This is a genomic window from Staphylococcus sp. EG-SA-15 (assembly GCF_017151895.1).
Classification (GTDB): Bacteria; Bacillota; Bacilli; order Staphylococcales; family Staphylococcaceae; genus Staphylococcus; species Staphylococcus aureus.
This window is the reverse complement of record NZ_JACVZN010000035.1, coordinates 16,700-30,412: the sequence shown is the minus strand read 5'-3', so window position 1 is coordinate 30,412 and position 13,713 is coordinate 16,700. Positions and strand designations below refer to the sequence as shown.

The following is a 13,713-nucleotide window of genomic DNA, read 5'->3' as shown; positions in this document are numbered from 1 at the left end:
ATAATGTGGCATTTTATATTTGTTTTGGAGTCAGTGCATTAATTTTTCCATATGTTGGTTTACGCTTAAGATGGCAATGGTATCAATCGGGACTTAAAACATGGCAAGTTAATTTAATATCATTCATCACCTTTGCTCTAACATATTACTTACTATTAGCTCCAAAATGGTACATCGCATTTGTGATGGTTGCTTTGCCTGTGTTAATAGAATTTTTAGTTAAAAAATATAAACCAGGCTTTTTGTATCCTTGGGAGAAAATGATTGCAATCGAACATCGACATCATATGAATTATTATAAATTTGTTAATATGTTCACCGATGTAAAACATTTGAAAGAATCTGCAGTCAGAAGAAGTTATCTAGATATACTTTTACCAGTTCCAAAGGGTAGTAAATTTAACTCTAATGCGATGTATTTATTCTTATTTATTAGAAGCTTTATAAGAGGGAGAGACGCATTTAATATTATCTTTAGGTTAGTAATTATTGCAGTTTTATTAATGGTTTGGTTATCATATCCATTAGTGACAGCAATTATTGGGTGTTTATTTGTATATATTATATTGTTACAAATGGCACAATTTTATTCACAGCAAGCATATGGCTTATGGCCTCAAGTGTGGCCTGTACCTGAAGAGAAGGTAATCAAAGGGTATGAACAGTTTTTATATAGATTAATGTTTGTTATTTGTACTGTGTTTGCAGTGACATTTATTATAAAACATATGACGTTATTCTATGTTGTACTCATTTTCTATATTGTAGGTTTATTAACGATTAGAAGTATTATTAAAAAGTTGAAATATCAGGAAACATTATTACGAGACTAAAAAACTTCCATTGGCATGTATGTTGTAAAGGTGCATGTAATGTTGAACGCCAAATGATACGGCGTTCAGATTACATTAGCATCTATACGTTAACAGCATAACCAATGGAAGTTTTCTTCGAATCTATTCTTTTATTGGGTATAGATATCTTTCAAAATAACTTGAATGTTGTCCGCTTGAACCAAAGTAATGACTTAATGCGTCTTTTGAAAAATGGTCATTAAAGGCATCAGATTGCTTAAAGTCTTCGTATGCATGTCGATCAGCAAATCCAAAATAAATTTTGTATGTTGTACCTTTAGCAGGTCTTAACAAACGATAGCTTTTAAAGCCACCAAAGTTTCTGAAATTATCGTCTACACTAATCAGTTTCTTTTCAAGTTGATATGCATGATCTTCTGTTGATGGAATGAAGATTGCACAATAGAAATGATGTTCACTGAATTCACCAATTTCTTTGATAACATCATATTTTGTAGGTGATTTTAAAACAGTCTCACCATCAGTTTCTTCAAAAATAACTGAAGTATCTGATGCTGAAAATTGGAATAGTTGATGGGTCGGGTTATTGATTTTTATTTGATGTAAAAATCCATAAGTGCCATAAGATGTATATAGTTTCTTCATATGAAAGGTCCCCCTTATGTTTTTATTTATTATACGATGATAAACTAGTCATTACCACTATTAATAATTGATTAAAATTACTATAATGAATCTTGCGAGATATTTAGAAGTAATGATACAAAATAATGGACTTTAGAATTTGAATTTACAATAAATAGTTCTATGATTAAATGTCAGTTTTATGACATTTATTTATTGAAAATACGAACGAATGAGCGATATGATAATATAGATAAGAATGATTTTAATTTAGGAGGCCTTTATGGTGCATAATAAAAACAATACAATTTTAAAAATGATCAAAGGTGAAGAAACATCACATACACCTGTTTGGTTTATGCGACAAGCTGGCCGTTCGCAACCAGAATATCGAAAATTGAAAGAAAAATATTCACTATTCGATATTACACATCAGCCGGAGTTGTGCGCTTATGTAACACATTTACCAGTTGATAATTATCATACAGATGCAGCAATTTTATACAAAGATATTATGACACCATTAAAGCCAATTGGTGTCGATGTAGAAATTAAATCGGGTATTGGTCCAGTGATTCATAATCCAATCAAAACAATTCAAGATGTTGAGAAACTTTCTCAAATAGACCCCGAACGAGATGTACCATATGTATTAGATACAATTAAACTTTTAACAGAAGAAAAGTTAAATGTGCCGCTAATAGGATTTACTGGGGCACCATTTACATTAGCGTCATATATGATTGAAGGCGGACCATCGAAAAATTACAATTTTACAAAAGCGATGATGTATAGAGATGAAGCAACATGGTTTGCTTTAATGAATCATTTAGTTGATGTATCTGTTAAATATGTAACAGCACAAGTCGAAGCAGGTGCCGAATTGATTCAAATTTTCGATTCATGGGTAGGTGCATTAAATGTCGAGGATTACAGACGTTACATTAAACCACATATGATTCGATTAATCAGTGAGGTTAAAGAAAAACATGATGTGCCGGTAATTTTATTCGGTGTAGGTGCCAGTCATTTAATCAATGAATGGAATGATTTACCGATTGATGTATTAGGCCTAGATTGGAGAACGTCTATTAATCAGGCTCAACAATTAGGCGTTACTAAAACATTACAAGGGAATTTAGATCCATCAATTTTATTAGCACCATGGAATGTCATTGAAGAGAGATTGAAACCAATATTAGATCAAGGTATGGAGAACGGTAAACACATCTTTAATTTAGGACACGGTGTATTCCCAGAAGTGCAACCAGAGACGTTACGTAAAGTAAGCGAATTCGTACACACATATACACAAAGATAATCATAGTATTACATTGAAGCACATGAAAGATAATTCATTTAAAGGAAGGTATTATCAATGACTAAAAAAATGGGATTATTAGTTATGGCTTATGGCACACCTTATAAAGAAAGTGACATAGAGCCATATTATACAGATATTAGACATGGTAAACGTCCATCTGAAGAAGAACTTCAAGATTTGAAAGATAGATATGAATTTATAGGTGGTTTATCACCATTAGCAGGTACAACAGATGACCAAGCTGATGCGCTAGCTTCAGCATTAAATAAAGCATATGCAGATGTTGAATTTAAACTATACTTAGGATTAAAACACATTTCACCATTTATCGAAGATGCGGTTGAACAAATGCACAATGATGGTATTACTGAAGCAATCACTGTAGTACTAGCACCACATTATTCTTCATTTTCAGTAGGATCATATGACAAACGTGCTGATGAAGAAGCTGCAAAATATGGTATTCAACTTACACATGTGAAACATTATTATGAACAACCTAAATTTATTGAATATTGGACGAATAAAGTCAACGAAACATTAGCTCAAATACCGGAAGAGGAACATAAAGACACGGTATTAGTTGTTTCGGCACATAGTTTGCCAAAAGGTTTAATCGAAAAGAATAATGATCCATATCCACAAGAACTAGAACATACTGCGCTTTTAATTAAAGAACAATCTAATATTGAACATATCGCGATTGGTTGGCAATCTGAAGGTAATACAGGTACACCTTGGTTAGGGCCAGATGTACAAGATTTAACACGTGATTTATATGAAAAACATCAGTATAAAAACTTTATATATACGCCAGTAGGTTTTGTATGTGAGCATTTAGAGGTGCTTTATGACAATGATTATGAATGTAAAGTTGTTTGCGATGATATTGGTGCGAATTATTATCGTCCAAAAATGCCGAATACACATCCATTATTTATCGGTGCAATTGTTGATGAAATCAAGTCTATATTTTAATGACGAAAGAAGCGTGAAACGTTGTGACTAAATCAGTGGCTATTATAGGAGCGGGGATAACAGGTTTATCAAGTGCATATTTTTTAAAACAGCAAGATCCTAATATTGATGTAACCATCTTTGAAGCATCGAATCGTCCGGGGGGAAAGATTCAATCGTATCGTAAAGATGGTTATATGATTGAACTAGGGCCTGAATCTTATTTAGGTAGAAAAACGATCATGACAGAATTAGCGAAAGATATTGGATTAGAACAAGATATTGTTACAAATACGACTGGACAATCTTATATTTTTGCGAAAAACAAATTGTATCCTATTCCAGGTGGATCAATTATGGGAATTCCGACAGATATCAAACCGTTTGTGACAACTAAATTAATTTCACCATTTGGAAAGTTAAGAGCAGGGTTTGATTTATTAAAAAAACCTACTCAAATGCAGAATGGTGACATTTCTGTTGGTGCATTTTTCAGAGCAAGATTAGGTAATGAGGTACTTGAGAATTTAATAGAGCCTTTAATGGGTGGTATTTATGGTACCGATATTGATAAATTAAGTTTGATGAGTACGTTTCCTAATTTTAAAGAAAAAGAAGAGGCATTCGGAAGTCTGATAAAAGGTATGAAGGATGAGAAAAATAAGCGTCTGAAACAAAGACAATTATATCCTGGCGCACCAAAAGGACAATTCAAACAATTTAAGCATGGTTTAAGCTCATTTATTGAAGCATTAGAACAAGATGTTAAAAATAAAGGTGTGACAATACGCTACAATACGTCAGTGGATGATATTATTACATCTCAAAAGCAATATAAAATTGTCTACAGTAATCAACAAGAAGATGTATTCGATGGAATATTAGTGACAACACCACATCAAGTCTTTTTGAATTGGTTCGGGCAAGATCCAGCATTTGATTACTTTAAAACGATGGATAGTACGACTGTTGCAACTGTTGTATTGGCATTTGATGAAAAAGACATTGAAAATACTTATGATGGTACTGGCTTCGTGATTGCGAGAACAAGTGATACAGACATTACCGCATGTACTTGGACATCGAAAAAATGGCCATTTACTACACCAGAAGGTAAGGTTTTGATTCGTGCGTATGTAGGTAAACCAGGTGATACTGTGGTTGATGATCATACAGATAATGAATTAGTATCGATTGTACGTAGAGATTTAAGTCAAATGATGACATTTAAAGGTGATCCTGAATTTACAATTGTCAATCGTTTGCCGAAAAGTATGCCACAGTACCATGTCGGTCATATTCAACAAATTAGACAGATTCAAGCACATATTAAACAAACATATCCACGACTTAGAGTAACTGGTGCATCTTTTGAAGCGGTTGGACTACCTGATTGTATTACGCAAGGTAAAGTTGCTGCTGAAGAAGTAATCGCAGAGTTGTAAGTTAATTGTTGGATGGTGTGGTGTAGGTGCGACGCCTTTAGATAATGTTTGATGAAATATAGTCATTTTAAGTTATATGATGGTAGAAGTAGTGTGTAAATATAGATACTTTCAGCGGGAATTATTTTTGTGAAATTGAAGCAGAGACAAAGGTTTAGCTGTTTTTGAATGATATTGAAATGATGACAATACACTTTAATTAGAAATGTCACTTTGCGATATAACATTTCTAATTAAGGTGTTTTTATTTTACAATTATAGGTAATCAGTCATTTTTTTAAAAATAGAAAAGAAGTAGTAAGTTGAAAGGAGAGAATGAGATGACAGATGTAATTATTGTACATTCTATGCATGGAAATAGTAGAAATCATTGGTATCAGTGGTTGGAGCATAACTTAACTTTAGAAGGATATGACGTAACATTATTTAATTTTGAATCCCCTGAAGCGAAGACAGTGGATCAGTGGATTGAAGCTATGACGAAACAAATTAATGTACGCAAAAAGGATACATATTTTGTAACACATGGTTTAGGTTCAATCACAGCTTTAAAATATATTGAAATGATTGATCAGCCGATTGAAGGCTTTTTTAGTATAGCGGGCTTTAAAGAAGATGCAGAAAATATAGATTTAGATATTGATTTAAGTAATGTAACCATTGATTACGATAATATTAAAAAGAAAGTTGACAATTTTTATGGATTGAGTTCTAAAAATGACAAATACGTTTCATATAAAGAGACCCAGCGTTTAATGAATGCATTAGAGGGGAACTTGCGAATCGTGGAAGATGGAGGGCACTTCTTAGAAGAGGATGGCTTCGAAACATTTACAGCGTTGCAAGATCGGATGCAAGATTACATGACACGATAGGTAATGTATTGTTGTGTTATGTTGTGTCAGTAGGTAGCTGCTGATTTTAAAAAAATTGTGGTAATTGAGGCGTCAAGCAATGTCTTAGGGCTACAATGTTATATTGGTAGTCGCTGACTGAAAGAATATGCGGTGTAACAAGCTTTTATAATTTCTTTTTCAGAAGGTATAGGCGTTATAAACTTTATAATTCCTATACCTTTTAAAATGCTTTAACACTATTTATGACAACTATTAGACACTTATATGATAAAAGGGAATAAGAAGCGTTTTTTTACACAAAAAACTTTAAAAATGTCGTTGACGTATACTACAAAAATGAATATACTAATATTTGTGTTCAACAGAGAACATGTTGCTACGATATTTAAGTAATTATTTAAGAGATAACATTTAAATTAAATTCAAAAAGTTCTTGACTTTAGGTTTTTGATTATGGTATATTAATTAGGTAATTCAAAATAATATTAGCGCGGGATGGAGCAGTTCGGTAGCTCGTCGGGCTCATAACCCGAAGGTCGGTGGTTCAAATCCGCCTCCCGCAATACATAGTTTTTAATTTAATAGGTCTCGTAGTGTAGCGGTTAACACGCCTGCCTGTCACGCAGGAGATCGCGGGTTCGATTCCCGTCGAGACCGCCATTATTATTACCATTACGGTTCAGTAGCTCAGTTGGTAGAGCAATGGATTGAAGCTCCATGTGTCGGCAGTTCGACTCTGTCCTGAACCATTCTTAATTCATGGCGGTTGTGGTGAAGTGGTTAACACATCGGATTGTGGTTCCGACATTCGAGGGTTCGATCCCCTTCAGCCGCCCCATAATCGTTTACATTAGCGGGTGTAGTTTAATGGCAAAACCTCAGCCTTCCAAGCTGATGTTGTGGGTTCGATTCCCATCACCCGCTCCATTATTTTCTATTATTCCACAGTAGCTCAGTGGTAGAGCTATCGGCTGTTAACCGATCGGTCGTAGGTTCGAGTCCTACCTGTGGAGCCATGGCTCCTTGGTCAAGCGGTTAAGACACCGCCCTTTCACGGCGGTAACACGGGTTCGAGTCCCGTAGGAGTCATACAAACAGAAGTGAAATATCGCTTCTGTTTTTTTATTACATATTTATTGTTGAGGAAGGTTGTCCGAGCTGGCCGAAGGAGCACGCCTGGAAAGTGTGTAGGCGTCACAAGCGTCTCAAGGGTTCGAATCCCTTACCTTCCGTAAAGGCGCTTAAATTGGTTTTACCCATTTTAAGCGCTATTTTTAATTTAGACTCAAACCCTTGATATATCTGCATTTGAGCTATTATCCTCATTTTTACACTTCTTATTTATTTATATCCATTTAAAATTTTTTAGCCACAATGTGACTAATTTTTGATGATTAATCTTAATTTTAGTCACAAGATTTTGAAGTTTAGTCACAAAACAAATCATTCAGTTTTTTTTCTATAAATTTAGTTTCATTTTCTTCAAATTCTTTAATCAAATGCGAATATGTTTTAAGCGTTGTATGCACATCTGCATGACCTAATCGTTTTGAAATGTAATGTTTAGTTGTTACTTAAAGAAAATTAAATATTATATATACGCTTGAAAAAATAAAATAATAATATTATAATATAATCAATCGGCATCTACGTGCGGATTTTAAAGAAAAGCGTAGCATAACCAGGAGTTAGTCGATTTTTAATAAATTCGACTAAATTATTAATAAAGGCTAAAGTAATTAGTTTACTTTAGCCTTTATTGCATTTGTAATTTATAGAACTGCGAACAGGGGACTACTGTTAATTTATGTGATTAATGTTTCAATGATATTTGATTTATTAGACCATTTCAAAATCGCAAGGTTCTCATGTTCTGCTACAGTTTGCGGTCTTTGGAAGATATATCATTTTTGAACTCTACATTTTGTTGAGAGTATCTGGTTATATTTGCAAAATGGTATGAACATTTATCATCACTTATTAAGTTATCTTGATGATTGAATGACCCAGTATTTATTCAGTTCGAGAAGATTGAGAGTGTTAAATCGTATTCGAGTATAATTTCGATTCTAGTCATACCATTTTCATAAAGTTTAGCCATTTGTAACTTAAACTATGAACTAAATGATCTTCTTTCTCTTGTCAAAATAAAATCGCCTATCCACATAGTTTAACAATAATTATTCTCAAATAATTTGTTTAGCTATGTGTAGACGATTCTGCATTATCAATAAGGCTATTCAATTTGCTATCTTAAGCTGTTTCGAATTTTTCAAATTCGTTTCATTTAATATAAACATTGATATTATCACGTCTATAAATATTAAATCAATAAACCTATCTTTTCATCTAATTCGCTATAATCTATTGTACTAATATAGTTTTCATGAAGAAGATTTTTATTATGTTCATTTATTTCTTTTTTTGAGTCATTTAAAATAAAAATAAACTCATTTTGCCTGTGTCTTTTTATTTTTTTTGCTTGCATAGCATCCGTTATTTTCGACTTAATAATCATAGAATTATTAGGATTAGAAATAGCATTGATAAATTTTTCTTTTTGATTTTTCTTAGCGCTAATAAAAAAGTCGAAATTATGAACAACACCACTGCTTCCTATAATAGGTAAATCTCTTCCATAATAAATGTTATGTTCATCCAATTTGTTTGCAACATCTTCTGTAAATATGTTCTGTGACTTAGGATTAGAAAGTAAGTACATATCATTAACAAATATAAGGCACTGTAATAAATTATGTTTCGATTTATTAAAATTTTTAAAGTTAGTTTGAACAAAAATTTCGTGAGTTTTATCGTTATATTTAATACCGTAAGCTGAAAGGTGCTCTTCAAAAATCTTTTTACGTTTTTTTGATTTATTTAAAGAAATACCATTATTTTCTAAATCAAATATAGTATAGCCGTCATCTGTCAGTGTAATCATGTCTCTGGACTGATCGTATAAAGCGTAAATTATTAAATTATCTAAAGAATTATCTTTAAAAGGAGTATCTATTCTTACTACATTGTTTGATAAATTAGAAAACTCTAAGGTCTGATTATACCAATCAAGATATTCTTTTTTTAATTTTTTAGCATCAAATGTAGTCATATTATCCCTCCTTTATTCAAGGTCTTTTATATTATTATACTCTAAAAACGACATATACACATTATACAAGTTATAGATGTCGGGGAAATCTTTCAAGTTAATTTCATAAGCAAACCTATCCTTTTTATCATACTTATCATTATATATGTGAATATGACTTTTCGGAGCGATTGTTCCATCTGGATTATCGTGAGTACCACCGTTAATATCTATTCTAACTAGGGTGTGATAGGTATCTTTGAAAATGATTGAAATTGAAAACCTATCTTTTTCTATGTTCCCTCTTTTTATTGTTAATAAGTACTTTATTCCTAACTTAAAACTTATTATTTCTTGCCTTTCATTTATTCGACTAGCAACTATTGTTTTTAATTCATTTACATCGATATGAGTTTCTGGATATTTTAATTCATTTATTAATAATTTTACGTGCTCGTCGTCAAGACTATTTAAATCAAGTTTAGCCATGTCTGTTCCTGTATAGGCATTAATTTTTAATACTTTCTTATTTGAAAAAAGCAAAAAAGATAGGTGAGATGCATACACAACCAAAAGTGTATAATATCAATTTACTACCTCGCAATATAATTTTATACAATGTATAATAAGATTTAAAGATGTAGCTCATCAACATTTTCATAGGGGATTTTTAAAATTAAGTATTGAAAAATAAAATATTTATATTATAATATAAATAAGTCAACGACCATGCGTGGACAGTAAAACGAAGTACATGCGAATGTAGTAGCCGTTTACTATGAGACTAGGCATTATAATTGAATATCATAGTATAAATTGCCATGAGAGTAGAAGCTTCAGTTTATGAAGACTTCGAAATCATGGTTTTTTATTTTTAAAGTGAAATTTTAGTTCATAGTAAATATATATATGTTTTTAATTAGACTAAATCATAGCATTAAATTTTTTTAGATGAAGTAAGCGATATTACGAAATGATATATAGAACATTTCAGTTATAACAGTATACGAAGTAATCATCTTCGTTTAACGGACAATAGTTAATAATCAGTTAATTTTAAATTCAATTATAGATTATTTGTGATAATACAAACATTATTTTTGAAGATTTGATTAAAGTTCGTTTTTATTTTTACAGAGAAAAGATTGAGTATCGGTAATTTTATCATATTGTTCGAATATAAAGGGAACTATTTAAAGGTAATGAAGGTTGCGCCAAAATGACCGGTTTTCAGCAGCATAAATGAATAAATTGTGTCATTTTTAATATTTTATAGCATTTTATTTTTTAATGAACAGTTAATTTTATAAATAAGTGAAATAATCTAGAATAAATTTGTATTAAAAATTTATATAGAAAGAAAGTGAAACTTATGTTTAAGAAAAAAATGTTAGCTGCAACTTTGTCAGTAGGACTGATTGCACCTTTAGCATCTCCGATTCAAGAATCTAGAGCAAATACTAATATAGAGAATATTGGTGATGGTGCTGAAGTAATCAAACGTACGGAGGATGTAAGTAGTAAGAAATGGGGCGTTACTCAAAATGTTCAATTCGACTTTGTAAAAGATAAAAAATATAACAAAGACGCTTTAATTGTTAAAATGCAAGGTTTTATTAATTCCAGAACTTCATTTTCAGATGTGAAGGGTAGTGGATATGAATTAACTAAACGAATGATTTGGCCATTCCAATATAATATAGGACTGACGACTAAAGATCCAAATGTTAGCTTAATCAATTACCTTCCTAAAAACAAAATAGAAACTACTGATGTTGGTCAAACATTAGGATATAACATTGGAGGTAATTTCCAGTCAGCACCATCTATAGGTGGCAATGGCTCATTTAATTATTCTAAAACAATTAGTTATACCCAAAAGAGTTATGTCAGTGAAGTAGACAAGCAAAACTCAAAATCTGTTAAATGGGGTGTTAAAGCAAACGAATTTGTTACGCCTGATGGTAAAAAATCTGCGCATGATAGATATTTATTCGTACAAAGTCCAAATGGTCCAACAGGTTCAGCAAGAGAATATTTTGCTCCTGATAATCAATTGCCACCTTTAGTTCAAAGTGGCTTTAATCCATCATTTATCACTACACTATCACATGAAAAAGGTTCAAGTGATACGAGTGAATTTGAAATTTCATATGGTAGAAACTTAGATATTACATATGCGACTTTATTCCCTAGAACTGGTATTTACGCAGAAAGAAAGCATAATGCATTTGTAAATAGAAACTTTGTAGTTAGATATGAAGTTAATTGGAAAACACACGAAATTAAAGTGAAAGGACATAATTAATATGAAAATGAAAAAATTAGTCAAATCATCAGTTGCTTCATCAATTGCACTGCTTTTGCTATCGAATACAGTTGATGCAGCTCAACATATCACACCTGTAAGCGAGAAAAAAGTAGATGACAAAATCACTTTATACAAAACAACAGCAACATCTGATAATGATAAATTGAATATTTCTCAAATTTTAACGTTTAATTTCATTAAGGATAAAAGTTATGACAAAGATACGTTAGTACTTAAGGCAGCCGGAAACATTAATTCAGGTTATAAAAAGCCTAATCCAAAAGATTACAATTACTCACAGTTTTATTGGGGCGGTAAGTATAATGTTTCGGTTAGTTCAGAATCAAATGATGCTGTAAATGTTGTTGACTATGCACCTAAAAATCAAAATGAAGAATTCCAAGTTCAACAAACATTAGGTTATTCTTATGGCGGAGATATTAATATATCTAATGGCTTATCAGGTGGATTAAATGGATCAAAATCATTTTCAGAAACGATAAATTATAAACAAGAAAGTTACAGAACTACGATTGATAGAAAAACAAATCATAAATCAATTGGCTGGGGTGTTGAGGCGCACAAAATTATGAATAATGGTTGGGGACCATATGGTAGAGATAGTTATGACCCAACATATGGTAATGAACTGTTTTTAGGTGGTAGACAAAGTAGTTCAAATGCTGGACAAAATTTCTTGCCAACACATCAAATGCCTTTATTGGCGCGTGGTAACTTTAACCCAGAATTTATAAGCGTACTTTCTCATAAACAAAATGATACAAAAAAATCTAAAATCAAAGTAACTTACCAAAGAGAAATGGATAGATATACTAATCAATGGAATCGACTACACTGGGTTGGTAATAACTACAAAAATCAAAATACAGTAACGTTTACATCTACTTATGAAGTTGACTGGCAAAACCATACTGTTAAATTAATCGGTACGGATTCTAAAGAAACTAATCCTGGAGTATAACTGTTAGAAATAGAGGAAGTTAAACCCGAAATTTAAGAGTTAAACAAAAAATATTCACAACATATTAAAAAAAGAAGTTACATTATTTGTTTAAACTAACAATAGTACCATAAAATTAATGACGATTTACAAATTAATAACAAATAATTATTATTAAATTCATTGATTTATTGTGTGGTAATGATTAATATGACAATTGAAGTGGGTCTTAACTTCAACTTTTAAATAGGGGGTTTTATCTTTGGAAAAAGTTCTTGATTTAGACGTGCAAGTTAAAGGAAATAACAACACTAATGATTCAGCGGGTGACGAAAGAATAACTAGCCATCTTTTTTGTAGCTTTGGTTGTGAAAAGACGGGTAGTTTTAACAGCTTCTGTTGTTAAGGATACAGCAAATAGAGCCTGAAAGGGCTCTATTTGTCTTTTTAAATATATTAAGTGCTAAAAAACGGAAACAGTTTATTAATCGCCAGGTATTTTTATAATTAGCCTTCTATATTATCAGTTGAGTGTTTCAATAAATTCTGACTTTGGTGATGGAAAGTTATACTTTTAGTTGTAATATAGTTTTCATGACTTCCTGTTAAATAAGTTAGGATTATGTAATTAGCCTCTATCTTTACATATAAGTAATGACAAGCTTTGGTTATTATATTGACCCTCTTAGAACATGTCATTTAAGAAAATAATCAAGTCATTGAAATTATATGTTTATATCCTCATCTTTAAAATAACTTCAATTATTATTTGCTAAATTTTGTATAAATAGAACAAAACTGCATAAATATCTATTAATTAATCTCAAGCAGCCATCTCCAAATTCGTAATAGTATTGATAGATAAAAATATCTAAGTATTTGTATAAATGAATTGATTAATCTATTAAAAAATTCATCAATAAATTTAAAATTATGAACTTAGATGCAAAATTATTAGTGAAAATAAATAGTAATAAAAAAACACAAAAATCTAATTATCAAAATAGTATTACTAAATTAATAAGTGTTTACAAAAAATTCACAAAATATAATTATATAATTTATTGATTTGTTGTGTGAAAAGGGATAATATGACAATTGAAGTAGGCCTTAACTTCAACTAATAATAGGAGGTTTTATCTATGGAAAAAGTTCTTGATTTAGACGTGCAAGTTAAAGCAAACAATAACTCAAATGATTCAGCAGGTGACGAACGTATTACAAGTCATAGTTTATGTACTCCTGGTTGTGCTAAGACTGGTAGTTTTAATAGCTTCTGCTGTTAAGATTACAGCAAATAGAGCCTGAAAGGGCTCTATTTGTCTATT

Annotated in this window: 13 protein-coding genes, 8 tRNA genes and 1 pseudogene; 18 read left to right on the top strand and 4 right to left on the bottom strand. The window is 31.2% G+C overall.

All coding sequences use genetic code 11. The annotated features are described in order from the left end of the window. On the top strand, positions 1 to 833 hold an 833-nt coding region (locus IDG64_RS12550), incomplete at its 5' end, for an ABC transporter permease (RefSeq protein ID WP_206171332.1). Positions 834 to 956: 123 nt separating this feature from the next. Here the strand turns inward: IDG64_RS12550 and traP are convergent. Next, entirely contained in the window at positions 957 to 1,460 is a 504-nt protein-coding gene (gene traP / locus IDG64_RS12545) for a signal transduction protein TRAP (RefSeq protein ID WP_000737978.1), read from the bottom strand. A gap of 162 nt (positions 1,461 to 1,622) precedes the next feature. Here traP and IDG64_RS12540 point away from each other — a divergent pair, with 162 nt between their 5' ends. The 13 genes from IDG64_RS12540 (at position 1,623) to IDG64_RS12480 (ending at position 7,254) form a co-directional block, all read left to right on the top strand. Next, positions 1,623 to 1,733, top strand: coding sequence for a hypothetical protein (locus IDG64_RS12540; protein WP_001790154.1), 111 nt, complete (start codon positions 1,623 to 1,625; stop codon positions 1,731 to 1,733). Continuing rightward, positions 1,723 to 2,760 (top strand): uroporphyrinogen decarboxylase, encoded by a 1,038-nt coding sequence (gene hemE, locus IDG64_RS12535; protein ID WP_000233526.1) that lies wholly within the window; start codon positions 1,723 to 1,725, stop codon positions 2,758 to 2,760. The genes IDG64_RS12540 and hemE overlap by 11 nt, the downstream gene beginning before the upstream one ends. Before the next feature lie 57 nt (positions 2,761 to 2,817). After that, on the top strand, positions 2,818 to 3,741 hold the full coding sequence (hemH, locus tag IDG64_RS12530) for a ferrochelatase (protein WP_000162873.1): 924 nt from the start codon (positions 2,818 to 2,820) through the stop codon (positions 3,739 to 3,741). 23 nt (positions 3,742 to 3,764) lie between these two features. Beyond that, on the top strand, positions 3,765 to 5,165 hold the full coding sequence (gene hemY, locus IDG64_RS12525; RefSeq protein ID WP_000167536.1) for a protoporphyrinogen oxidase: 1,401 nt from the start codon (positions 3,765 to 3,767) through the stop codon (positions 5,163 to 5,165). A 320-nt stretch (positions 5,166 to 5,485) separates the two neighbouring features. Next, on the top strand, positions 5,486 to 6,040 hold the full coding sequence (locus tag IDG64_RS12520; RefSeq protein WP_000132890.1) for an RBBP9/YdeN family alpha/beta hydrolase: 555 nt from the start codon (positions 5,486 to 5,488) through the stop codon (positions 6,038 to 6,040). Positions 6,041 to 6,511: 471 nt separating this feature from the next. Next, positions 6,512 to 6,585: transfer RNA gene (locus IDG64_RS12515), tRNA-Met, on the top strand. 21 nt (positions 6,586 to 6,606) lie between these two features. Next, positions 6,607 to 6,682: transfer RNA gene (locus IDG64_RS12510), tRNA-Asp, on the top strand. A gap of 16 nt (positions 6,683 to 6,698) precedes the next feature. Then, positions 6,699 to 6,771, top strand: a tRNA-Phe gene (locus IDG64_RS12505). 13 nt (positions 6,772 to 6,784) lie between these two features. Continuing rightward, a tRNA-His gene (locus IDG64_RS12500) sits at positions 6,785 to 6,860 on the top strand. 15 nt (positions 6,861 to 6,875) lie between these two features. Next, a tRNA-Gly gene (locus IDG64_RS12495) sits at positions 6,876 to 6,949 on the top strand. A 14-nt stretch (positions 6,950 to 6,963) separates the two neighbouring features. Continuing rightward, positions 6,964 to 7,038: transfer RNA gene (locus IDG64_RS12490), tRNA-Asn, on the top strand. A gap of 1 nt (position 7,039) precedes the next feature. Next, a tRNA-Glu gene (locus IDG64_RS12485) sits at positions 7,040 to 7,111 on the top strand. A 54-nt stretch (positions 7,112 to 7,165) separates the two neighbouring features. Continuing rightward, positions 7,166 to 7,254 (top strand) — tRNA-Ser (locus tag IDG64_RS12480). Positions 7,255 to 7,827: 573 nt separating this feature from the next. On the opposite strand, the pseudogene IDG64_RS15595 reads toward IDG64_RS12480, so the two are convergent. The 3 genes and pseudogenes from IDG64_RS15595 to IDG64_RS12470 all read right to left on the bottom strand — a co-directional run. After that, positions 7,828 to 7,923: pseudogene (locus IDG64_RS15595) on the bottom strand (DUF1828 domain-containing protein); the annotation flags it as partial. A 422-nt stretch (positions 7,924 to 8,345) separates the two neighbouring features. Continuing rightward, positions 8,346 to 9,134, bottom strand: coding sequence for a DUF1828 domain-containing protein (locus IDG64_RS12475; RefSeq protein WP_000206350.1), 789 nt, complete (start codon positions 9,132 to 9,134; stop codon positions 8,346 to 8,348). Between the two features lie 12 nt (positions 9,135 to 9,146). Next, a complete protein-coding gene (locus IDG64_RS12470) occupies positions 9,147 to 9,602 on the bottom strand; it encodes a DUF6978 family protein (RefSeq protein ID WP_001086053.1) in 456 nt (151 codons plus the stop codon). Between the two features lie 883 nt (positions 9,603 to 10,485). Here IDG64_RS12470 and lukE point away from each other — a divergent pair. The 4 genes from lukE to IDG64_RS12450 all read left to right on the top strand — a co-directional run bounded on the left by lukE (position 10,486) and on the right by IDG64_RS12450 (position 13,671). After that, entirely contained in the window at positions 10,486 to 11,421 is a 936-nt protein-coding gene (gene lukE, locus IDG64_RS12465; protein ID WP_000473596.1) for a bi-component leukocidin LukED subunit E, read from the top strand. Between the two features lies 1 nt (position 11,422). Next, positions 11,423 to 12,406 carry a bi-component leukocidin LukED subunit D gene (gene lukD, locus IDG64_RS12460; protein WP_000782464.1) on the top strand — a complete coding sequence of 328 codons (984 nt, stop codon included), beginning with the start codon at positions 11,423 to 11,425 and terminating at the stop codon, positions 12,404 to 12,406. Between the two features lie 241 nt (positions 12,407 to 12,647). Next, positions 12,648 to 12,791, top strand: a complete 144-nt coding sequence (locus IDG64_RS12455) for a gallidermin/nisin family lantibiotic (RefSeq protein WP_000416759.1) — start codon at positions 12,648 to 12,650, stop codon at positions 12,789 to 12,791. 736 nt (positions 12,792 to 13,527) lie between these two features. Further along, a complete protein-coding gene (locus IDG64_RS12450) occupies positions 13,528 to 13,671 on the top strand; it encodes a gallidermin/nisin family lantibiotic (RefSeq protein ID WP_000416756.1) in 144 nt (47 codons plus the stop codon). Positions 13,672 to 13,713 lie beyond the last annotated feature (42 nt).